This window comes from Solibacillus sp. FSL R5-0449 (assembly GCF_037975215.1).
Classification (GTDB): domain Bacteria; phylum Bacillota; class Bacilli; order Bacillales_A; family Planococcaceae; genus Solibacillus.
The window spans coordinates 3,202,841-3,226,601 of record NZ_CP150239.1 but is presented as its reverse complement, the minus strand read 5'-3'; the positions used below and the strand labels follow the sequence as shown (position 1 = coordinate 3,226,601).

The following is a 23,761-nucleotide window of genomic DNA, read 5'->3' as shown; positions in this document are numbered from 1 at the left end:
TCAAAATTTTTTGGTGCACATACTTGCAAAAAAATATGGAATTCTTTAAACTAATAAATGTGTTAGCACTCAGCCAACGAGAGTGCTAAAAATAGAAAAATTTTTAGGAGGTTGTTTCATTTGTTAAGACCATTAGGAGATCGCATCATTATCGAACTTGTTGAGGTAGAGGAAAAAACAGCATTTGGTATTGTTTTACCCGACTCAGCAAAAGAAAAACCACAAACTGGTAAAGTAGTGGCAGTAGGTACAGGTCGTGTTCTTGACAACGGCACTCGTCTTGAGCTTGACGTAAAAGAAGGCGACGAAATTATCTTCTCTAAATTCTCTGGTACGGAAGTTAAGTACGACGGCGTAGAATATTTAATTCTGCGTGAGAGCGATGTACTTGCAATTGTCGGATAATTACAAAATCAAAAGAACTGCAGCTAGTTATACATACTAAGCTTTGCTAGCTGCACAACTTCATAAACAATAAATTAAAAAATAGATCGTGAATATTAGGAGGAAAATGGATTATGTCAAAAGATATTAAATTTTCAGAAGAAGCACGTTCATTAATGGCGGCTGGTGTAGATAAATTAGCTAACGCTGTAAAAGTAACTTTAGGCCCTAAAGGACGTAATGTTGTTTTAGAGAAAAAATTCGGTTCTCCACTTATTACAAATGACGGTGTATCGATTGCAAAAGAAATTGAATTGGAAAACGCTTATGAAAATATGGGCGCTAAATTAGTAGCGGAAGTAGCTTCTAAAACGAACGAAATCGCAGGGGATGGTACAACTACAGCAACCGTACTTGCGCAAGCGATGATTCGTGAAGGACTTAAAAACGTAACAGCTGGTGCAAACCCAGTAGGTATTCGTAAAGGTATGGACAAAGCGGTTGCTGCTGCATTAACAGAGCTTCAAGCTATTTCACGTCCAGTTGAAAATAAAGAATCAATCGCACAAGTAGCGGCAATCTCTTCTGCAGATGATGAAATTGGCCAATACATTGCAGATGCGATGGAGCGCGTAGGAAACGACGGCGTTATTACAATTGAAGAGTCTAAAGGTTTTACAACAGAATTAGATGTAGTAGAAGGTATGCAATTCGACCGTGGTTATGCATCACACTACATGGTAACGGATACAGATAAAATGGAAGCGGTTCTTGATAACCCATTCATTTTAATTACAGACAAAAAAATCTCAAACATTCAGGAGATTTTACCGGTATTAGAACAAGTGGTTCAACAAGGACGTCCAATTTTAATTATTGCTGAAGATGTTGAAGGCGAAGCGCTTGCGACATTAGTAGTAAATAAATTACGTGGTACATTCAACGCAGTGGCAGTAAAAGCTCCAGGTTTCGGTGATCGTCGTAAAGCAATGTTAGAGGATATTGCTGTATTGACTGGTGGTCAAGTAATTACACAAGATCTTGGTTTAGATTTAAAATCAGCTGATTTATCATCACTAGGTCGTGCTGCAAAAGTTATCGTATCAAAAGATAACACAACAATTGTTGAAGGTGCTGGTAACACAGATGCAGTAGCTGGTCGCGTGAACCAAATCCGTGCACAACTTGCTGAAACAGCATCAGAATTCGATAAAGAAAAATTACAAGAGCGCTTAGCTAAATTAGCTGGTGGTGTTGCAGTTATTAAAGTTGGTGCTGCAACAGAAACAGAATTAAAAGAGCGCAAATTACGTATTGAAGATGCATTAAACTCAACTCGTGCAGCAGTAGAAGAAGGTATCGTATCAGGTGGTGGTACAGCACTTCTAAACGTATACGCGGCTGTTGAAAAAGTATTGGATCAAGTGGAAGGCGATGTAGCAACGGGTGTACGCATTATTTTACGTGCATTAGAAGAGCCGGTTCGTCAAATTGCTGAAAACGCTGGTCTAGAAGGTTCAATTATCGTTGATCGTTTAAAACGTGAAGAGATTGGTATTGGCTTCAACGCGGCAACAGGCGAGTGGGTAAACATGGTCGATGCAGGCGTAGTAGACCCAGCAAAAGTTACACGTTCAGCATTACAAAATGCAGCATCAGTAGCTTCACTATTCTTAACAACAGAAGCAGTAGTTGCAGACATTCCAGAACCAGCAGGCAGCGGTATGCCAGACATGGGCGGCATGGGTATGCCAGGAATGATGTAATTCCATTAAGTAACTTTAATCATTTTTTATAATATAATCGGTTGTTTTGTTTATTAGCAAAACAACCGATTTTTTTACATTATTTTGTATTTTAATAATCGGTAAATTATAATATGGAAAGGTTCCAAAATAAGGGGGAATTGGATGAAGAAGTTTACAGTTTTACTGACATTAGTACTCGTTTTACAACTCGTTTTACCATTAACAACTATAGTGCAGGCCGAAAGTGAGAGTAATGAGCTTTATTATGTAGCTCTTGGTGACTCGCTGGCAGCGGGAATGAATGAAAAAGGTGAGATAGGTTTTGGTTATGCAGACCTGCTTGCTAAAAATTATCAAGAGCAGAAAAGTGAAGTAATGTTTAATAAAGGGTTCTCTTACCCAGGATTTACAACCGTTGACGTGTTAAAGGAAATCGAAGAAAACGTCACGAAACCTATTTACGACTTAAATGGTGTTTCGCAAAAGACTATGGCAATCAAGGATGCAATTGGGCAGGCAGACCTCATAACATTGAGTGTTGGAGCAAATGATATTTTAAAAAAGATAAATCGCTCTGAATCTGGCGAATTTAGCTTTGAAACTGCAGACATTATTAAAAGCATTCAGGATGTATCGTTAAATTATAATAAGATTTTCGAAAGCATTTATAAAATTAATCCGGACGTTGATATAATCGTCATGGGTCTTTACAATCCGTTTCCTTATATAGAGGATCCGGCAGTTCAAAAACAATTAAGCTTGCTAGTAACTACTTTGAATAATTCAATGAAAAATATTGTAGAAAATAATGGTGGCATATTTACTGAAGTAGCTGCACAAATCGCAACGGATGCAAAAACTTATTTACCGAACCCTCAAAATATCCATTTAAGTGAAGCGGGTTATCAAGTTGTAGCTGATGCGATGTTGAAAAATTATTTGGAGGCATTGATCAGAGAAGAGGATAATACGGAAGGCGAGATTGTGAAAGCACCGTTTACTGATATTCAAAACCATTGGAGCAAAGATTATATTGATGTTGCCTATGCAAAAGGAATTATGAATGGTTATGAGGATGGTACATTCCAGCCGAATGCCAATATGACGCGTGCTCAAGCGATCTCTGTTATTTCACGGGCTTTTGGTTTAACTGCAAAAAACAAGGCCCCTTTTAAAGATATTAGTCATTATGCACCGCAAACTCAAAATGCAATTGCCGCTGCATATGAAGCTGGCTTGATTAAAGATAATAACGGGGAATTTAATCCTCAAGGTAAAATTACACGTTCACAGTTAGCATTGATTTTAATGCGTCTTTCTACTGTTCAAACTGGGCAGCAATATATTCCTGCAAAACAGGCACCTTTCCATGATATTGCAAACTATAACGATGAAGCGCAGTTAGCAATTACTTTTTTATATGATACGGGTCTAGTCCAGGGATCAAGTGCTACAACGTTTTCACCTCAAGGCAATGTAACACGTGCTCAAGCAGCGAAAATTTTAGTGCTTGCAATAAATGAAAAATAAAAAACAAGCGTTAAATGGACGGGGATCCATTTAACGCTCGTTTTTTGCTGACGAGTAAACAAATGCAAACTCGTCTATATCATTGCAAAAACGGGGATTTTTGCAAGGGGACACAATGTTGTTTATAAGCTGAAGCGGGTGTGAAAATTATTCTTTCCACTTTAACCCTTCAAAGAAACGATAAATTTCTTCAAACACTAATTCGCGTTCTTTACCTAATGTTAATATATGTCCGGAATTAATGAAAGTTTTAACTGATTTAATTCGTGAATTGACTGAACTATAGATAAGATCGGCACTTTCACAATAATATTCATCATCTTCCAAACCACGTAAAATGTGGACTGGTGTTTGAATAACATTTAGTTTTTCACTTGTTTCATTAATCATATTTTGTAAATAATTTAATGAAGGCATTTTTACAAGTTCAGCTATTTTATTACGGCTATCCACTGTTTCGTCATAAGTGCCTGATAACTTTTTATAGTTAATAGCATAGTCAATAATTCGATTTTGTAAACTATCTGTTGATTTTGCTGTTGCTGGAGCAGACATTGTAACAATCGCTTTTGTCGGACGTTCCTCACCAAGCTTTAAAGAGAAAATGCCGCCAAGAGAAACACCTGCTACTGCAATTTCATCATAACCACGTTTACGCAATTCATCGTAGCCTTCTATAACACTGTCCCACCATTCTGCGGGTTGTGATTGAATTAATAAATCTGGGCCACCACCATGGCCTTTATATAATGGTGCATGTACTGTATAGTTACGATCCGCTAAATACTTTCCTAAACGTTTTACATCATTTGTATTTCCGGTAAAGCCATGCAGTAATAAAACAGCACGTTTTCCGGATTCAATTGTAAAAGGTTTCGGCGCGATGAGTTTCATTGTCAATTAGACCCCTTTTTTTTATGTCAATTTTATAAAACTTCAAAAAAATGCTTGAAATCTTAAAATAATTTTGTTATGAAAAGCTGTTGCTATCGATTATTATAAAGGTATTAATATATAAGTACAATTTATTATTTTTATTGTTTTGATGCAAAAAAGTTATGAATGATGTGAGGTGTTAAAAATGGAGATTGAACAGCTTCAATATTTCAAAACCGTTGCTACAATGCAACATATGACACGTGCGGCAGAAGTTTTGGCGATTTCCCAACCGGCGTTAAGTAAGTCGATTGCGAACATCGAACAGAATTTAGGAGTACCGCTTTTTAACCGCGAAGGAAGATCTATTTATCTGAACCGTTTTGGCGAGCTTTTTTTGCAAAGTGTCAATGTCATTTTGGATGAATACGATCGGATTAAAGAAGAATTTGAAGATATTATTAAACCTGGTTCGGGAGAAGTGTCCTTTGGTTTTATTCATACACTTGGCATGGAAATTGTGCCGGAACTGATTGCTTCAACAAGTGAGGCATTTCCGAATATGCAATTTTCTTTAACACAGGCGACATCGTTAAGCTTATTAAAGCGCCTTGAAGAAGGTGCCATCGACCTGTGCCTATCCCAAAAAATCGAATCAAAAGTAATTGAAATAGAGACAGAAGAATTATTTGAGGAAGAGCTGTTTGTCATTGTCCCGACAACTCATCCATTGGCTAAGCAAGACGCCGTTAAATTTGAGGAAGTAAAAAATGAACCATTTATCGCAATTAAAAAGGGAAATTCACTTCGTCAATTAGTGGATGAGCTTTTTTTAGAGCGGGGGATTGCTCTAAATACTACATTTGCCGCTGAAGAAATGCATACAGTAGCAGGGTTTGTCGGTGCAGGAATGGGTATATCCGTAATACCGAATATTAAAGGGCTTGACCATTATAAAGTAAAACGTTTGAAGCTAGATCCGCCTTGCTATCGTTCCGTCTGTGTATCATGGGCGAAAAATCGTTATTTGCCTCCAGCAGTGTCCGAGTTTAAACAATATTTACTGGATTATTTTCAGCAAAGAGAAGAGTGAATTAAATGGAGCATAATCAATTTAAAGCCTTGCTTAATCTACATGAAATCGATCATGAGGACAAGTGGCTGAAGCAATTTGATTTGGCAATTAAAGGGGACGGGCAGGCAATCGTTAATATTGCCATGTTATTTAAAGAATATGGACAATATGACGAAATGTACGACTTGTTAGATAAGGCGAGTGAACAGCAAAACAGAGAAGCTATGTATGAACTGGGGAATTGTTATTTTGAGGAGCTTGGCGAAAAAGGAAGCGAGCAGCAGGCGTTTTCACTCTATAAAAAAGCTGCACAATTAGGCCACCCTGATGCAATGAATAATTTAGCGGATATGTATTTGAACGGTGAAGGAACAGCGGTAGACGAGCAACAGGCACTCAATTGGTTTAAGAAAGCGGCAGGATTAGGTGTCCCTGAAGCGATGTTTACCCTCGGAATGATGTATGAACAAGGATTGGGAACCGAATGTGATGAATCGCAGGCCTTTGCCTTTTATTCGCAAAGTGCCGAACAGCATGATGTCGAGGCGATGTATCGCATCGGTATGATCTATTTTTCAGGAGAACTTGGGCAACAGCAGGATTATGAAAAAGCGTTGGAATGGTTTTTAAAAGCGAGCGAACAGTTTCATGTCGATGCAACATACAATATCGCCTACTGTTATGAATACGGTTATGGAATTACTCAGGATAAAGAAAAGGCAATCCATTACTATAAAAAAGCAAGTTTACTTGGAGACTTGGAAGCGACAAAAAAAGTTGTCAGCTACTATGAGATGACGGACGCAGTTGAAGCATCCAAGTGGCGGGAAAAGCTATTAGTTCTAAATAAAGATATATATGAATAATAATATGATAGATACAGTAAAAGGTTCAATTTCCTGTCTCTCTGTCATAATTTAGACCCATTTCATGGAGAAAAATAGGTTTAAATTCCGTGAAAAATAGGAAATATATTATAAGGGGAAAGTATTAAGAAGGGGGAATTTTTATGTTTATGTTTGCAGTCCACCAATTCTCTTCTGAACACAATGAGGATAGTATTCAAAAACTACAACAAATGCTATTAGAACAGCGGGAGAATTTGACGACGCTATGTACAATCGTTGAATATTTAAAAAGTTATGTCCAAACAGGACTAGATCATAAAGATGTTGTTAAATACAAGCAAAAAATCCAAATGATGACGGATAAACAAGAAAAACGTTACAATCAAATTGATGAGCTTATCAATACTAATATTTTGGAATTGAAGAAGGGCAAAACAGCAGATAATACCGCACTTATTTATGGCAAGGAAGTTCGGAAAATTGAATCTGGTGTCCGTACCTTAAAACTGTTTGCGAGTGATGCAGTAAATATGTTAGATCTAAACAAACATTTAGAAAATCGCAGTATTGAACGTATCCGTTATTTTGATAAACGCTCTACATCTTTGGAGGCAGAAATTATTTCCCTAACAAAGCAACTATCTTATAAATAAACAAGAAGCCATCCTACCATATTTTTAAGTAGGGTGGCTTTTCTTATGAAGTTCTGAAAAATGTGATACCCAGCAGACCATATTTAATATAAAAAAGTTTATACTTATAAAAAGAGAAGCGAACGAAATAGGAGAGAATGGATATGAAAACAGTAGTAGTTGTAGGTGGCGGGATTACCGGGCTATGTACGATGCATTATTTGAAAAATAAAATGTACGAGCAAAATGTGGAAGCGCGGTTAATATTAATTGAAAAGAACGCATATTTAGGTGGGAAAATTCATTCCGAAAAGGATAAAGGTTTTATTATGGAAACGGGGGCTGACTCAATTGTAGCTCGTCATCCAGGGGTTTTGGAGCTTGTAAAGGCGCTTGATTTTGAATCAGAGCTTGTCTATAACGAAACAGGTATTTCCTACATTCATACGAATAATGAGCTTCATGCAATCCCGGCAGGCTCGACATTCGGTATTCCGATGAGTGTAGAATCACTTATGTCGAGTACGCTAATTTCTGAAGAAGGTAAAAAGAGAGCACTGCAAGATTTGGAAATTCCGAACACTACATTTACAAAAGAAAGCTCTATCGGAACGTTTTTGGAGTACTTTTTAGGGGAGGAAATTGTCCGCAAACAAATTGCCCCCGTATTAGCGGGTGTTTATTCGGGTGATTTATATCAATTGAGCCTGGCATCCACTTTGCCTTATTTAGTGGACTATAAAAATAAATACGGATCGATTATTAAAGGATTCGAAGCACATCGGGAACAATTCGAAAAAGCAGCGAATAAGAAATTTATCTCTTTCCGTTCGGGTTTATCGGCATTGATCGATCGTTTAGAGGAACAGCTGCCGGAAGTTGAATTCATGAAAAATACGGTAACAAAGCAAATCTCAAAAAAAGAAGAGCAATATGAAGTCGTGCTGGAAGATGAAACGATTTTGGCCGATGTTGTTGTACTCGCAGTTCCAAATGAAACAGTGCGTCATGTCATACAGGATGAATTATTGGAAGAGCAGCTGAAAAAGTTCACGACTGCATCTGCTTTAACGATGTATGTGGGCTTTGATGTGCCTGATGATGTTTTACCAGCTGATGGAACAGGCTTTATCGTCTCCCATAATAGCGATTTAGTTTGCAATGCGTCGACATGGACAAGCCGTAAATGGAAACATACGTCGGCAGAGGGTAATTTACTCGTTCGCCTGTTTTATAAAAATATTAACCCGCGTTATGAAGAGTTGGCAGCCATGTCTGATGAAGAGCTGACAAAAGTAGCATTGGAAGATATTCGTCTCAGCTTAGGTGTTGAAGCGGAGCCGACGGTTGTTAATGTAACAAAGTGGATTGACCAGATGCCCCGCTATGATTTGGCGCATAATGAAGCATTATCGGAAGTTATGAAGCAACTGGAAGAGGCTTACCCGAATGTTCTATTAGCGGGATGTGCCTATTTCGGTGTAGGAATCGGTGCCTGTATTTTAAACGGTAAAAAAACGGCTGAACAGATTATTAGTCGAATTATGTAAAGAAATACTTCATTCAGCTAAAGGGTATTGACGTAATTATTAGATAACGTTATGATTCATTTAATTATTTTAAAAATTCATATTATTTTCTTATCAAGAGAAGTCGAGGGACTGGCCCGATGAAACTTCAGCAACCAACGTTAAGTCAGGTGCTAAATCCAGTGGCAAATGCCAGAAGATGAGAAGGGATTAAGTTGATCACTACTAAGCCTTCTTTTATTTAATGAAAGAAGGTTTTTTTATATCGTTAATATACTGAAAATACTGTAAATGATGGAGTGAAGGCAATGGGTTTACTTGAAGAATTACAAACGCGGGTTTTAACAGCAGACGGGGCAATCGGAACACTTCTTTATTCATATGGATTGGATTATTGTCATGAAGAAATGAATATTGCACGTCCTGATATTATAGAGAAAATTCATGGTGAATATATTGCGGCGGGTGCAGATATTATCCAAACAAATACATATGGGGCAAACCGGATAAAGCTTGCACGATATGGCTATGAAAATCGTGTCTTTGAATTTAATGAAGCTGCATTAAAAATCGCAAAGCGTGCTGCCTCCCTTGATGGACAATATGTTCTGGCGACAATTGGCGGTATTCGCGGAATCCGAAAAAGTGATGCGACATTAGACGAAATTTTAGCTGCATTCCAAGAGCAGGCTGAAGTATTACTAGCTGGAGAACCGGACGGATTTTTACTTGAAACGTATTATGATTTTGAAGAACTATCCCATTGTGTCCATCTATTACGTTCAATGACCGATTTACCGATCATTGCCCAAGTCACAATGCAGGAACCGGGTGTCCTTCAAAATTTGATGTCTTTAAATGAAGCTTTTCATGATTTGGAAAGATTAGGTGCAGATATTGTTGGGAGTAACTGCCGATTAGGTCCTTTCCATACAATCCAGGCGTTTGAAGGAGTCAATTTACCGGATAAGGCATTTTTATCGGCATACCCAAATGCATCATTACTGGATATTGAAGATGGTCGTGTTGTCTATGAGTCGGAAACCGATTATTTTGCACGTGCCGCTGTCGAACTCGTAAATCAGGGAGTCCGTTTAATTGGCGGTTGCTGCGGAACAACACCGAAGCATATTGCAGCAGTAAAAAAACGTTTGGCGAATATGGAGCCGGTCGATACAAAAGAAGCCAAACCTGGGCAAACACAATTTGTCCGTATTCCAGAACCGCGTAAGCAAGAGCCGCTTCACGAAAAAGCAAAACGTGAACGCTCTGTTATTGTGGAACTTGATACACCGCGTCATCTGGAAATTGACGGGTTTGTCGAAGGGGCAAAACAGCTGGCAAAAGCGGGCGCAGACGTCATTATGATGGCGGATAACTCACTTGCTTCACCGCGTATTAGTAATATCGCGATGGCCGCTATTTTAAAAGAGCATGGGATTCGCTCATTGCCGCATTTAACATGCCGTGACCGCAACTTAATTGGGCTTCAGTCACATTTGATGGGGCTGGATGCGCTGGAACTTCACGATATTCTTGTCATTACAGGGGACCCGACAAAAGTGGGAGATTTCCCGGGTGCGACAAGCGTCTATGATGTTTCATCAATGGAGCTTATTTCCTTAATTAAGCAGTTAAATAAGGGTGGTTCTTTTACAGGGAAATCGTTACGAAAACAGGCGAACTTCTCTGTGGCCGCTGCCTTTAATCCGAATGTCCGTGTTTTGGACCGTGCTGTTGCCCGTTTAGAGAAGAAAATCGAGCATGGTGCAGATTACTTTATTTCGCAGCCGGTCTATACGAAAGAGAAAATCGTCGAAATCTATGAGGCGACTAAACACTTGGAAACACCAATCTATATCGGAATTATGCCGTTGACGTCATCGCGCAGCGCGGAATTTTTACATCATGAAGTACCGGGAATTAAGTTATCAGATGAAGTACTTGCGCGTATGGCTGCTTGCGGGGATGACAAGGAAGCAGCGACAGCAGAAGGCATCGCGATTGCGAAAGAGCTACTCGATACGGCTTGCAAATACTTTAACGGGATTTATTTAATTACACCGTTTTTACGCTATGATATGACGCTGGAATTAATGGACTATGTAAAACTATATGATGCGCAAAGTAAAGGAGTTCAGTCGAATGTATAATCACCCAATTCATGAGCAATTACAAAAAAGAATACTTATCATCGATGGTGCCATGGGGACGATGCTTCAGGCAGAAAATCTAACATATGAAGATTTTGGCGGAGAAGATTTAGACGGTTGTAACGAAAACCTCGTGCTGACAAGACCGGATGTATTGGGCAAAATCCACCGTGAATATTTAGCTGCAGGCGCTGATATTATTTGTACAAATACATTTGGCGGAACACCGCTCGTACTGGATGAATATGACTTAGGTGACAAGGCGGTTGAAATTAATAAGCGGGCGGTTGAGATTGCACTGGAAGCGGCGAAAGAGTTTTCGACACCGGAATGGCCACGCTTTGTTGCAGGTGCAATCGGACCAACGACAAAAACATTGTCGGTAACAGGCGGTATTACATTTGAAGAGCTAGAAGAAAACTTTTATATACAGGCGAAAGCGTTAATCGAAGCTGGGGCGGATTTAATCTTAATGGAAACTTCCCAGGATATGCTGAATGTTAAAGCAGGAACGATTGCGATTCACCGTGCATTTGAAGAGCTTGGCAAAGAGCTGCCTGTTATGATTTCAGGGACAATTGAGCCAATGGGAACAACGCTTGCCGGGCAATCAATCGAAGCATTTTATATTTCGATAGAACATATTAAACCGTTGTCTGTCGGACTGAACTGTGCGACAGGTCCGGAATTTATGACCGATCATATCCGTTCATTGGCGGAGCTTTCGAATGGTTATATTAGCTGTTATCCGAATGCCGGTTTACCGGACGAGGAAGGCTGCTACCATGAAACACCGGATTCATTATCAAAAAAACTGCAAGGCTTTGCAGAAAAAGGCTGGCTGAATATCGTCGGCGGCTGCTGTGGTACAACGCCGGCACATATTGCGGCGATCCGTGAAGCGGTAGATGGCTATAAACCGCGTGAGCCGAAAGATGTAACACATGGACATGTCGTATCAGGTATCGAGCCATTGCAATACGATGAATCAATGCGCCCGTTATTTATCGGGGAGCGTACGAATGTTATCGGCTCTCGTAAATTCAAAAACCTGATCGTTGACGGCAAATTTGAAGAAGCAGCGGAAATTGCACGTGCACAAGTTAAAAACGGAGCACATGTCATCGATATTTGTTTAGCAAACCCTGACCGTGATGAAGTGGAAGATATGAAAAACTTCATGCAGGAAGTTGTGAAAAAAGTTAAAGTGCCGCTTGTTATTGACTCTACAGATGAAAAAGTAATGGAAGTCGCCCTGAAGTTTTCACAGGGGAAGGCCATTATTAACTCCATTAACCTTGAAGATGGCGAAGAACGTTTTGATGCGGTAATGCCACTTGTGAAAAAATATGGGGCTTCACTTGTTGTCGGTACAATCGATGAAACGGGAATGGCTATTACACGTGAGCAAAAGCTTGAAGTGGCGAAACGTTCATATAAGCTCTTAACAGAAAAATGGGGCATGTCAGCTGAAGATATTATCTTTGACCCGTTAATGTTCCCGGTCGGTACAGGCGATGAGCAATATATCGGAGCCGCTGAGGAAACAATTGAAGGAATTCGCCTGATTAAAGAACATTTACCTGGCTGCTTAACAGTGCTTGGTGTAAGTAATGTTTCGTTCGGTCTGCCGCCTGTAGGACGTGAAGTGTTGAATGCGGTGTACTTATATCACTGTACACAAGCAGGCTTGGACTATGCGATTGTAAATACGGAAAAGCTGGAGCGCTATGCATCGATTCCTGAAGAGGAAATCAAGCTGGCGAATGATCTGATCTTCAATACAAATGATGAAACACTCGCTGTATTCACTGACTTTTACCGTGATAAAAAGAAAGATGCAGTCGTGAAAGAATTGCCGGCGACAGTGGAAGAACGCCTTGCGTATTACATATTGGAAGGTACGAAGGAAGGGTTAATTGACGATTTAAATGCAGCTCTTGAAAAGTTCGATACACCGCTAGATATTATTAACGGACCATTGATGGCAGGGATGGCAGAAGTCGGCAAACTGTTTAATGAAAACCAGCTGATTGTAGCAGAAGTACTACAAAGTGCCGGTGTCATGAAGGCAGCGGTCGCTCATTTAGAGCAGTTCATGGAAAAGGGCGATACGAGTGCCAATAAAGGGACAATGGTATTGGCGACAGTAAAAGGCGATGTTCATGATATCGGCAAAAACCTGGTCGATATTATTTTAAGCAATAATGGCTATCGTGTTATAGATTTAGGGATTAAAGTGACACCTGCACAGCTGATTGAAACAATCCGAAGAGAAAAACCGGACTTTATCGGCTTATCAGGCTTACTCGTAAAATCAGCCCAGCAAATGGTCATTACGGCACAGGACTTTAAAGAAGCAGGTATTGATATTCCGATATTAGTAGGGGGCGCGGCATTGTCACGTCGCTTTACTGAGACGAAAATTGCAGATCAGTATGATGGACCGGTAATCTATTCAAAAGATGCGATGCAAGGTTTGGAACAGGCAAATCGCTTAATGAATACAAACGAACGGGAAGTATTAATAGAAGAATTGCGTGATGCGCGGGAAAAACGTCTCGAATCGGATGCGAAGCGTGCGGCACGTCCTGCAGTGGCAGTACTTGAAAAACCGGTTCGAACAGTGGGAGATGCCGCTGTTTGGAAGCCAAAAGATTTAGTGCCGCATATTAAACCGGATTATTCGGTTGCCCACTTACATCCGTATGTGAATATGCGTACATTGATCGGGCATCATTTAGGGCTTAAAGGGAACTTGGAACAATTGCTTGCGGATCAGGATGACCGTGCAGTTTTATTGAATGATTTAGTAAATGGCTATTTAACGGGCGGTGGATTGAGTGCTTCAGGAATGTATCAGTTCTTCCCGGCCCAATCCGATGGCGATGATGTTGTTGTGTACAGTCGGGAAGATGCAAAAACGGAAATCAAACGCTTCACATTCCCGCGCCAGCAAGTAGCACCTTATTTATGTTTATCTGATTATTTAAAGCCGGTTGATAGCGGTGAGATGGACTATATTGCATTAATGGTTGTAACGGCAGGTAAAGGGGTAAGCGAAAAGGCAAATGAGCTGAAACAAGCAGGCAAGTTCCTGGAGAGTCATGCACTACAGGCGACTGCACTTGAGCTTGCGGAAGGATTTGCGGAACGTATTCATCAGGAAATCCGTGACCAATGGGGCTTCCCGGACGCAACGGACTTTACGATGCGTGACCGATTTGCAGCGAAGTACCAAGGACAACGATTCAGCTTTGGCTATCCGGCCTGTCCGAATCTGGAAGACCAGGAGAAACTGTTCGCTCTATTGAAACCGGAAAAGATTGGCGTACATTTAACGGAAGGCTTTATGATGGAGCCGGAAGCAAGTGTATCGGCAATAGTATTTGCTCATCCGGATGCACGTTATTTTAATGTATAATTGATTTAAAAATACCGCTTTGCCTTTTTGGAGGTAAGGCGGTTTTGCGACCTTTAGGAGGGAAAAGTATGATTCGACGCGCAACAAAAGAAGATATACCAATGATTTTGGAAATATTTAATGATAATATTCGAAATTCCACAGCGATTTACATGTACGAGGAGCAAACTTTGGAAAATCGTTTGCGATGGTTTGAACAAAAGCAGGCTGCAGATTATTCGCTATTTGTATTTGATGAAGACGGGGAAGTAGCGGGTTATGCAACGTACGGAAGTTTCCGAGATTATCCAGCTAACCGATATACTGTAGAGCATTCGGTATATGTGCATAAAGATCATTATAAAAAAGGGATTGCAAGTAAACTGATGAACGCAATTATAGAGGAAGCAAATGCAAAAGGTATAAAAACGATGGTTGGCTGTATTGATAAAGAAAATATCGCCAGTATTAAAATCCATGAGAAATTCGGGTTTTTATATAGCGGAACAATCCGAAATGCGGGTTATAAATTCGGGAAATGGCTGGATTTAGTGTTTTACCAATTAGATTTGGATGGTCCGAAAAATTCCCGGGATAATTAAAGAGAATACTGGTTGTTACTAGGTCATATGACATCTGTCATAAAAAATATGTGATGTTTGAGCGTTTTATCATGTTTCCTCTTTTTATATGATGATATTAACAATTTTTGTGGAAAGAGGGATCGACACATGGTAAGCACACATGCAGATAAAACAAAGCAGCTGAGAAAAGATGTTGCACCGTTCGCAAAATCAGAAACGCGACTTAGTATTCAACAAATATTAAATACGCTTGTACCACTTGTATTAATTTGGGGGGCGGGTTATGTATTGCTCCAGTATTCTCCGTGGTATACGGCGTTATGTAGTATCCTAGCTTCAGGATTTGTTATTCGTGCATTTATTATTTTCCATGACTGTACACACGGTTCATTCTTCAAAAGCAAAAAGGCGAATGCCATTATCGGAAATATTACAGGTATTGTGACATCTTTCCCTTATGAAAAGTGGAAACGCGAGCATACGATTCACCACGCGACAAGTTCAAACTTGGATAAGCGCGGGATTGGCGATATCGATATGCTGACAGTTGATGAATATCTTGAAAAGTCAAAATTAGGTCGTTTAGGTTATCGTTTATACCGTAACCCGATTGTCATGTTTGGTTTAGGACCGCTATTTATGGTACTTATACTGAACCGGTTCAATCGTAAAGATGCAAAGCGTAAAGAGCGCTTAAACACGTATTTCAATAACATCGCATTGTTAGTTATTTGTACAACCCTTATTTTAATATTTGGTTGGTCTACGTTCTTATTAGTGCACGGTTTAACATTGTTTGTTGCAGGTTCATTAGGGATTTGGCTGTTCTATATTCAGCATACTTACGAAGATTCATACTTTGAAGTCGATTCGGAGTGGGATTATGTAAAAGCTGCGGTAGAAGGAAGCTCATACTACAAATTACCGAAAGTACTGCAATGGATTACAGGCAATATCGGATTCCATCACGTACACCATTTGTCACCGCGTGTACCGAACTATAAGCTGGAAGACGCGCATGAGTCGATCAAGCCTCTTCAACAGGCAACAACGATTACATTAAAGACAAGCTTAGAATCAATTCGCTATAAATTATATGATGCCGACAATTACCGCTTTATTACATTTAAAGAAGCGGCCGAACTTGAGGCAACGCGTGATCGAACTGTTGCGAACTAACTTTATACGAAAATTAAGGTACCTCAATTTATAGCTTGAGGTACCTGTTTTATTATAGAATGTAAGTAAAAAGAGAAACGAGGCAATTATGCAAACTTGGTATAGTATCATCCCGAAAAGTCCGATGTTGAGTATTTATATATGGATAATCTTTTGTATTATGCCATTTTTCTTCATTATACAGTCGTTCACATTATGGCAGATCATGTTGGGGATCACTTTAATTTTAAGTTATTTTTTATGTCATTATTTTTCATTCAGTGCTAAACCCGGGCTGAAATATATGTGGATCAGCTTCCAAATGCTGCTGAATATTGCCATGACACTTGTATTTGGCTACGTGTATTTGGCGCTGTTTACTGCGTTTTTTATCGGCAATATTAAACAGCCGGTTGGATTTTATATAATGTATGGCTTACATATAGGCTTTACCGTTCTTTCGATTGTCGGAGGATATTTCATCTTCCTTGATTTATTTTTATCACAAACGCCATTTATCATTATTAATATGCTAGGTGTAGTGCTATTGCCGTTTACACTCTTCTCGAAAACACGACGTGAAAACTTGGAAGGTGAGCTGGAGACAGCGCGGGAACGTATTTCTGAACTGACGGTGATTGAAGAACGTCAGCGTATCGCACGTGATTTACACGATACACTCGGTCAGAAACTTTCGATGATCGGATTAAAAAGTGACCTGGCAGCACGACTGATTGAAAAAAATCCGGAACAAGCCATTATAGAAATTAAGGATATTCGTCAAACTGCGAGTGTCGCATTAAAAGAAGTGCGTGAGCTTGTAGCCGATATGCGGACGGTGAGAGTGGAAGAAGAGCTGCACCGTGTAGAGCAGATTTTAAAAGCCGCACAGATTAAACTGCGGTTAAATGGAGATAAAAGTGAAATTAAAATGCCGATTTTAGCGGAAAATGTAATTAGTATGTGCTTAAAGGAAGCAGTTACAAATATCGTCAAACATAGTAAAGCGACGATTTGCCGTATCAGCTTTTATCAAAGTGATGATGAATTCAAAATGACGATTCAGGATAATGGGGTTGGCTTTGAACGCACGGATACATTACTCGGTGGAAATGGTTTAAAAGGGATGCAGGAGCGTATTGAATTTATCAACGGTTCACTTGAAATAGAGAGCGATGAAGGGACGACGGTCGTGCTGAAAATACCGTTGGCGATCACGCATCAAAAGGGAGAGAACATGAAATGATTCGAATTGTAATTGCGGAAGATCAAGGAATGCTGCTTGGAGCGATGAAATCATTGCTCGGTATGGAAGACGATATGGAAGTAATCGGCCTTGCCAAAAACGGGGAAGAGGCCATTGAAATGGTAACAGAACTAAACCCGGACATTTGTATTATGGATATCGAAATGCCGATCAAAACGGGATTGGATGCTGCCGAAGCATTAAGAGGTAGCGAGTGCAAAATCATTATTTTAACGACGTTTGCACGACCAGGTTATTTTGAACGTGCAAGAAAAGCGGGAGTGCGCGGCTATTTATTGAAGGATAGTCCGATTGAGGAGCTCGTCAATTCCATACGGATTATTATGGATGGGCGTCGCATTTATGCACCCGAGCTAGTGGATTTTGTATATGAAGATGATAGTGAAAATCCGCTGACGGAACGGGAAAGCCAGGTGCTGGAACTTGTTGCGGAAGGGAAGACGACAAAGGAAATTGCCGCAGAGCTCTATTTATCGGCAGGTACAGTACGAAATTATATTTCGGTCATACTTGATAAGCTTGGTGTCGGCAATCGAATTGAAGCAATCGCACGCTTTAAAGAAAAAGGCTGGAATAAAAAGAAGATGTGATTGATAAAGAACCTGACTAATAACTTTACTATTAAATAAATCCCCTCATTTTGTCTGTGAACAAAATGAGGGGATTTTTAGTTGACGAAAAGACTTATTTCTTTTTCGATAATCGTCCGAGGAGATATGCTCCTGCTGCTACTGCCAGTAAAGTATTTGTCTTTTTATTGAATACTTGTTTAGTGACAAGACTGATGTTTTGTGGACGTTCCGCTAAGCGGCGCATGAAATACCCGTACCAGTCCTTGCCGTATGGGACATATACACATACTTGATACCCTTCACGTGCAAGTTCCAGCTGCAAGTCTTTACGGAATCCGTAAAGCATTTGGAACTCGAATTTTTCTTTTGGAATATCATATTCCTCAACAAAATACTTCACATGTTTAATAATATTATGGTCATGTGTGGCGATTGAAGTAAACTGTCCGTGCGCCAAATGATATTCGATCAGCTCGATAAAGTTGATATCGATATCAAGTTTATCCTGGTAGGCTACTTCTTCTGATTCTTTATAGGCACCCTTTACAACCCGTAGACGGTAGTCCTTGAAGTTCTCAATATCATCCTTTGCGCGGTGGAAGTATGCTTGAATGACTGTTCCGACATTATCGAATGATTTTGCAAGTTCCTCCAACATATCGAATGATGGCTGAAGTCGCTTATAATCCTCCATATCAAAATTAACGAAGATCCCGTATTCATGTGCACGTTCCACAATTTCGAATAAATTGTCATAACAGAAGTCGATGTCGATATCCAACCCTAGTTGTGAAGGCTTTAAGGAAATGTGGGCATCCAGTTCTTCCACTTGAATGGCTTCAATCATAGCTAAAATTTCTTCTTTCGCTTTCGTTGCTTCAGATTCATCAGTAACATATTCGCCTAAATTATCAACCGTGCAAGAAATTCCTTGCTCGTTTAATTTACGAATACTTTCGATTACTTCTTCAATCGTTGTTCCTGCAACAACGCTTTGTGCGCCCAATTTTAAGCCGTATTGCTGCGCTGCATTGTTAAGAGTTTGATTTTCGGATAATGAAATGAAAAAATCACGTAATGCCATAAAAAACATCTCCTTAAAATTCATCATTTTCTTAAAATTATACCATAGCGTTATTTTTGTAGATTAAGAACAGCCATCTTAATTAATACCCATTTTAATCTTCTGCATGCGGTTAGGAAATAAATTAAATAATGTAGGGTGGAGAACAATTGATTAATTTCCTCCAAATGCTACATTGTTGTAGAGAAGAGCTTGTTCTATCATATGTTGTTACTTCACTATCAATTGCTATAGATTAGGATATCCTATTGATTGAAGAAAGCAAAATAACAAGGAGCTGTCTGAAAAACTTTTCAGAACAGCTCCTTGTTCAGTTCATAATTTATTGAAAGAATGGTTCGAAAATGTGTGGGGGAAGGGGGCACACATTTCGCTTTAGCTCTTCGAAGAGCTTAAAGAATTCGGGAACCCTGCTTTAGTTTTAGACCCGCTGTCTTGTACATTAGTAGGAGTAGGAACTTTTCCTAAGTTCGTTAGACGTTGGGCAAAACTGTCATTTGATTTTGTAAGACCTTTAAATGTTTCCTGCATTTCATAAGCATATGCGCCATGCTCCGCAATATCCAAACCTTGGACTTCTTCTTCATGTGTAACACGCAGAGGGATAAATGCTTTAATAATATATGTTGCAATGGCAACAGTACTTGCAGTCCATGCAATTACTGCAACAACACCTAATGCCTGCACCCCTAGTAACTGAGCACCACCGCCGTAGAATAGACCGCCGCCTGCAGTATCGAATAATCCTACTGCCAATGTACCCCAAATACCAGCAACACCGTGTACAGCAACAGCGCCAACCGGATCATCCACTTTTAATTTATGTTCAATAAAGCGGACCGCTTCTACTAACACAACGCCACCAATAGCACCTGCAATAATAGATCCGACAATGCTTAAGTTGGCAGCACCCGCAGTAATACTTACTAAACCAGCTAAAGCACCGTTTAATGTTAAAGAACCATCGATAAAACCGTAACGAAGACGTGTATAAAATGCAGTAGCAATGACACCGGCAGATGCAGATAAGAAAGTATTTGCAATAACGCCAGGAACTAATGCCGGATCTGCTGCTAATGTTGATGCACCATTAAAGCCGTACCAACCTAACCAAAGGATGAAAACCCCTAGTGCTCCAAGTGGAATGGAATGACCAGGAATAACGTTTACAACACCTTTCGCATATTTCCCGAAACGCGGACCAATGATTGCTGCGACAACTACAGCTCCAACAGCACCAGTTAAATGTACAACAGTTGAGCCTGCAAAATCTACGAAGCCTAAAGCAGTTAACCAGCCATCACCTTGCCATACCCAATGGCCCACAACCGGATAAATAACAGCTGTCATGACAACGACCAATGCAATATAAGCCATAAGATTTGTACGTTCAGCAACAGCGCCTGAAATGATTGTTGCACATGTTGCAGCAAACATTGCCTGGAATACGAAGAATGCGATATCATCTACACCGCTTAATGCAAAACCTGTAGAACCGATCAATCCGCCTGAACTTTCACCGAACATAATGGCATATCCGACTGCGAAGTAGACAAGACCTCCGATTGAAATTGTTAAAATGTTTTTCATTAAAATATTGACGGCATTTTTAGAGCGTGTAAACCCTGCTTCTACCATCGCGAATCCCGCGTGCATGAAGAATACGAAAAACGCCCCAAGCATTACCCAAACTAAATTAATCGATAATTCCAATGCTTCATTTGTCATTAGAAACTCCTCCTTTTAGGAAATTTTTTAGTCAATTGCAATTGAGCCGAGCTCTTTTGTACGTATACGAATCGCCTGCTCTACAGGATAAATAAAGATTTTACCGTCACCAACTTCACCTGTAGATGCTTCACGCAATAATACATCAATGATCGGTTGTACTTTTGCGTTGTCAACTACCATTTCGAGCTTGAGCTTTTGCGAAAATTCCATTGAGAAAGAGTTTCCGCGAAACAGTCCGATTTTTCCTTCTTGTCGCCCAGCTCCGGCAATCTCGGAAATACTTAATCCATCAATTCCTTCAAGAGCTAACCCCTCTCGAACTTGTGCAAACACCTCAGGTCGAATAATCGCTTCAATTTTTTTCATGCTCAACAACTCCTTGTGTTATGTTATCTAACATGATAAATTGAATTTCTAGATAAATCAATAACTAATGTTAGGAAAATTAACATGTATTTTCGATTGATTTAATCGCATTGTGAGATAATGTAAAAATTAGGAAGGGTGATGGCACGTAACAACAAGGTGAAATACAGGAAGTGGTTGCCCGGCAAAAGTTTCAAAACGTTTTTTATTTAGTCAATTGGGGAAAACTATAGAACCAGCACAGCAAAATGAACTTCCATGTAAAAGTAGGTAACATGGAAGAAAGAATCTTCATACTTCGAAATAATTGAAGATGGTGTATACTATGACTAAATTATGTTTTGGAAGAAGGGGAACTCACGATGAACGAAAAGTATGTAGATGATAGTTTTGCTTTGCATACCGATTTATATCAAATTAATATGGCAGAAAGCTATTGGGCAGATGGAATGCATAACCGGAAAGCTGTATTTGAGTTGTATTTCAGACAATTGCCATTCGGAAACGGCTATGCAATTTTTGCTGGATTAGAGCGCATGCTGAATTATTTAAAAGATTTCCGATTCAGTGAAACCGATATCGCATATTTACGAGATGAACTTCATTATAAAGAGGATTTTATCGAATACTTAAAAACAATTCGTTTTACAGGTTCCGTGTATTCGATGGAGGAAGGTGAACTTGTTTTCGCGAATGAACCGATTGTCCGAATTGAAGCGCCGCTAGTGGAAGCACAGCTGATTGAAACAGCGCTATTGAACATCGTAAACTATCAAACGCTGATTGCGACAAAAGCCAGTCGTATTAAGCAAGTTGTCCAAAAGGAAATTGCGATGGAATTCGGTACACGCCGAGCACAAGAAATGGATGCAGCGGTTTGGGGAGCTCGTGCCGCAGTAATTGGCGGTTTCGAATCCACTTCAAATGTACGTGCCGGAAAGCTGTTTAATATTCCTGTATCGGGTACACATGCACATGCATTGGTTCAAGCATATAAAAACGACTATGATGCATTCCATTCCTATGCAAAGCGTCATAAAGACTGTGTATTTTTAGTTGATACGTACAATACGTTAAAATCAGGTGTGCCGACAGCGATTCAAGTAGCAAAAGAGCTTGGCGATAAAATCAATTTTATCGGAATTCGTTTAGACAGCGGAGATATTGCCTTTCTTTCAAAAGAGTCACGCCGGATGCTTGATGAAGCAGGTTTCCCGAACGCGAAAATTATCGTATCGAATGATTTGGACGAATATACAATCCTGAACTTAAAAGCGCAAGGTGCCCGAGTGGATATGTGGGGAATTGGTACAAAGCTCATTACGGCATATGATCAACCTGCCTTAGGTGCTGTCTATAAAATGGTATCAATCGAAAATGATCACGGTGAAATGGAAGATACGATTAAAATTTCTGCCAACGCCGAAAAAGTAACGACACCTGGGTTAAAGAAAGTTTACCGGATTATAAATAAAAAAAGCGGGAAATCAGAAGGGGACTATATCGCTATGGCTGATGAAAATCCTGCTGCTGAAGAACGAATTAAAATGTTCCATCCGGTGCATACATTTATCTCAAAATTCGTAACGAACTTTGAAGCGAAAGAATTGCACCGAAAAGTGATTGACAATGGTGAGATTGTTTATAAAAACCCAACATTAATGGAGATTCGCCAATATGCGTTCGACAATTTGGAATTGCTTTGGGATGAATATAAACGTTCGTTAAATCCTGAAGAATATCCGGTCGATTTAAGTCAAAAGTGTTGGGATAACAAAATGCGCAATATCCAGGAAGTGCGCGATATGGTGATAGAACTCGAAGAACGATAAGGAGTGAGAACATTGTCTATGTTGCAACAACAAATTATTGAAGAGTTGAAAGTACAGCCGACAATCGATGTCGAACAGGAAATCCGTAAGTCTATTGATTTTTTAAAGGAATACGCAAAGTATCATCCGTTCTTGAAAGGATTTGTACTCGGTATTAGCGGTGGGCAAGACTCAACGTTAACAGGTAAGCTTGCTCAAATGGCTGTCGATGAACTAAATGAAGAAGTGGGAGAATCTAAATATTCATTTTGGGCTGTAAGATTACCTTATGGAAAGCAATTCGATGAAAAAGATTGCCAAGATGCACTCGATTTCATAAAGCCTACTAAAGTGTATACGGTTAATATTAAAAATGCTGTCGATGCAAGTGTAAATGCACTTTTGGAAACAGGAATCACATTGAGTGATTTCGCAAAAGGTAATGAAAAAGCTCGTGAACGAATGAAAGTACAATATTCGATTGCGGCAGCAAATGATGGTGTCGTACTTGGTACAGATCATGCTGCGGAAGCTGTTACAGGCTTTTATACTAAGTATGGCGATGGCGGCACGGATTTAATGCCGATCTTCCGTTTAAACAAACGCCAAGGCCGAGCGATTTTAAAACATTTAAATTGTCCTGTACATTTATATGAAAAAATTCCGACTGCCGATTTAGAGGAAGACCGTCCTGCATTGCCGGATGAAGTGGCGCTTGGTGTTACGTATGAGCAAATTGATGATTATTTGGAAGGTAAGGAAATCCCGGGAGAAGCACGTGAAAAGCTTGAAGGACATTACTTGCGTTCTATGCATAAACGTCATATGCCGATTACAATTTTCGATGATTTCTGGAAACAATAGTATACGTTAGTACGTGATAAATCACCTTACTTCTTTTTGATGAAGTGGGGTGATTTTCCATTTTAAAGGGAAACTAGTTGTGCTCGCATTTTGTTTTCGTTATGCTTAAACTACATGCCAAAGATGCAACGATTACAGGTGGGAGG

General features: G+C 39.7%; 19 protein-coding genes and 1 riboswitch. Of the genes, 15 read left to right on the top strand and 4 right to left on the bottom strand.

All coding sequences use genetic code 11. From position 1 onward, the window contains the following. Positions 1-120 precede the first annotated feature (120 nt). The 3 genes from groES (at position 121) to MKY27_RS16130 (ending at position 3,662) form a co-directional block, all read left to right on the top strand. On the top strand, positions 121-405 hold the full coding sequence (groES, locus tag MKY27_RS16140; RefSeq protein WP_008408486.1) for a co-chaperone GroES: 285 nt from the start codon (positions 121-123) through the stop codon (positions 403-405). Positions 406-518: 113 nt separating this feature from the next. Continuing rightward, positions 519-2,150 (top strand): chaperonin GroEL, encoded by a 1,632-nt coding sequence (gene groL / locus MKY27_RS16135; RefSeq protein WP_339173985.1) that lies wholly within the window; start codon positions 519-521, stop codon positions 2,148-2,150. 144 nt (positions 2,151-2,294) lie between these two features. Beyond that, positions 2,295-3,662: an S-layer homology domain-containing protein gene (locus MKY27_RS16130; RefSeq protein ID WP_339196315.1), complete on the top strand. Its 1,368-nt coding sequence runs from the start codon at positions 2,295-2,297 to the stop codon at positions 3,660-3,662. 147 nt (positions 3,663-3,809) lie between these two features. Here MKY27_RS16130 and MKY27_RS16125 read toward each other — a convergent pair whose 3' ends face one another. Further along, positions 3,810-4,556, bottom strand: coding sequence for an alpha/beta fold hydrolase (locus MKY27_RS16125; RefSeq protein ID WP_339173981.1), 747 nt, complete (start codon positions 4,554-4,556; stop codon positions 3,810-3,812). Positions 4,557-4,743: 187 nt separating this feature from the next. Here MKY27_RS16125 and MKY27_RS16120 point away from each other — a divergent pair, with 187 nt between their 5' ends. The 10 genes from MKY27_RS16120 to MKY27_RS16075 all read left to right on the top strand — a co-directional run bounded on the left by MKY27_RS16120 (position 4,744) and on the right by MKY27_RS16075 (position 17,777). After that, a complete protein-coding gene (locus MKY27_RS16120; RefSeq protein WP_339196312.1) occupies positions 4,744-5,631 on the top strand; it encodes a LysR family transcriptional regulator in 888 nt (295 codons plus the stop codon). Between the two features lie 5 nt (positions 5,632-5,636). Further along, positions 5,637-6,479 (top strand): tetratricopeptide repeat protein, encoded by an 843-nt coding sequence (locus MKY27_RS16115; RefSeq protein ID WP_339196310.1) that lies wholly within the window; start codon positions 5,637-5,639, stop codon positions 6,477-6,479. 143 nt (positions 6,480-6,622) lie between these two features. Further along, positions 6,623-7,114 (top strand): chemotaxis protein, encoded by a 492-nt coding sequence (locus MKY27_RS16110; RefSeq protein ID WP_339173972.1) that lies wholly within the window; start codon positions 6,623-6,625, stop codon positions 7,112-7,114. A gap of 143 nt (positions 7,115-7,257) precedes the next feature. Continuing rightward, a complete protein-coding gene (gene hemG / locus MKY27_RS16105; protein ID WP_339196308.1) occupies positions 7,258-8,643 on the top strand; it encodes a protoporphyrinogen oxidase in 1,386 nt (461 codons plus the stop codon). 87 nt (positions 8,644-8,730) lie between these two features. Next, positions 8,731-8,828, top strand: a riboswitch (SAM riboswitch). A gap of 102 nt (positions 8,829-8,930) precedes the next feature. Beyond that, the gene (locus MKY27_RS16100; protein ID WP_339196305.1) at positions 8,931-10,775 is read left to right on the top strand and encodes a bifunctional homocysteine S-methyltransferase/methylenetetrahydrofolate reductase; all 1,845 of its coding nucleotides are present in this window, start codon (positions 8,931-8,933) and stop codon (positions 10,773-10,775) included. Continuing rightward, a complete protein-coding gene (gene metH, locus MKY27_RS16095; protein WP_339196303.1) occupies positions 10,768-14,199 on the top strand; it encodes a methionine synthase in 3,432 nt (1,143 codons plus the stop codon). The genes MKY27_RS16100 and metH overlap by 8 nt, the downstream gene beginning before the upstream one ends. A 68-nt stretch (positions 14,200-14,267) precedes the next feature. Continuing rightward, a complete protein-coding gene (locus MKY27_RS16090; RefSeq protein ID WP_339196301.1) occupies positions 14,268-14,780 on the top strand; it encodes an N-acetyltransferase family protein in 513 nt (170 codons plus the stop codon). A gap of 129 nt (positions 14,781-14,909) precedes the next feature. Next, complete coding sequence (locus tag MKY27_RS16085; protein WP_339196298.1) at positions 14,910-15,941, top strand: fatty acid desaturase; 1,032 nt, start codon at positions 14,910-14,912, stop codon at positions 15,939-15,941. 88 nt (positions 15,942-16,029) lie between these two features. After that, complete coding sequence (locus tag MKY27_RS16080; RefSeq protein ID WP_339196296.1) at positions 16,030-17,166, top strand: sensor histidine kinase; 1,137 nt, start codon at positions 16,030-16,032, stop codon at positions 17,164-17,166. Beyond that, positions 17,163-17,777, top strand: a complete 615-nt coding sequence (locus tag MKY27_RS16075; RefSeq protein WP_339196295.1) for a response regulator transcription factor — start codon at positions 17,163-17,165, stop codon at positions 17,775-17,777. Before MKY27_RS16080 ends, MKY27_RS16075 begins: the two co-directional genes overlap by 4 nt. Positions 17,778-17,871: 94 nt before the next feature. Here MKY27_RS16075 and MKY27_RS16070 read toward each other — a convergent pair whose 3' ends face one another. The 3 genes from MKY27_RS16070 to MKY27_RS16060 all read right to left on the bottom strand — a co-directional run bounded on the left by MKY27_RS16070 (position 17,872) and on the right by MKY27_RS16060 (position 20,940). Next, on the bottom strand, positions 17,872-18,843 hold the full coding sequence (locus tag MKY27_RS16070) for a proline dehydrogenase family protein (RefSeq protein ID WP_339196293.1): 972 nt from the start codon (positions 18,841-18,843) through the stop codon (positions 17,872-17,874). 375 nt (positions 18,844-19,218) lie between these two features. Further along, positions 19,219-20,571: an ammonium transporter gene (locus MKY27_RS16065; protein WP_339196291.1), complete on the bottom strand. Its 1,353-nt coding sequence runs from the start codon at positions 20,569-20,571 to the stop codon at positions 19,219-19,221. Positions 20,572-20,598: 27 nt separating this feature from the next. Next, the gene (locus tag MKY27_RS16060) at positions 20,599-20,940 is read right to left on the bottom strand and encodes a P-II family nitrogen regulator (protein WP_079523171.1); all 342 of its coding nucleotides are present in this window, start codon (positions 20,938-20,940) and stop codon (positions 20,599-20,601) included. 362 nt (positions 20,941-21,302) lie between these two features. Here MKY27_RS16060 and MKY27_RS16055 point away from each other — a divergent pair, with 362 nt between their 5' ends. Next, positions 21,303-22,772, top strand: coding sequence for a nicotinate phosphoribosyltransferase (locus MKY27_RS16055; protein ID WP_339173952.1), 1,470 nt, complete (start codon positions 21,303-21,305; stop codon positions 22,770-22,772). A gap of 18 nt (positions 22,773-22,790) precedes the next feature. Further along, positions 22,791-23,615, top strand: a complete 825-nt coding sequence (gene nadE, locus MKY27_RS16050) for an ammonia-dependent NAD(+) synthetase (protein WP_339199765.1) — start codon at positions 22,791-22,793, stop codon at positions 23,613-23,615. The last annotated feature ends 146 nt before the right edge of the window (positions 23,616-23,761 follow it).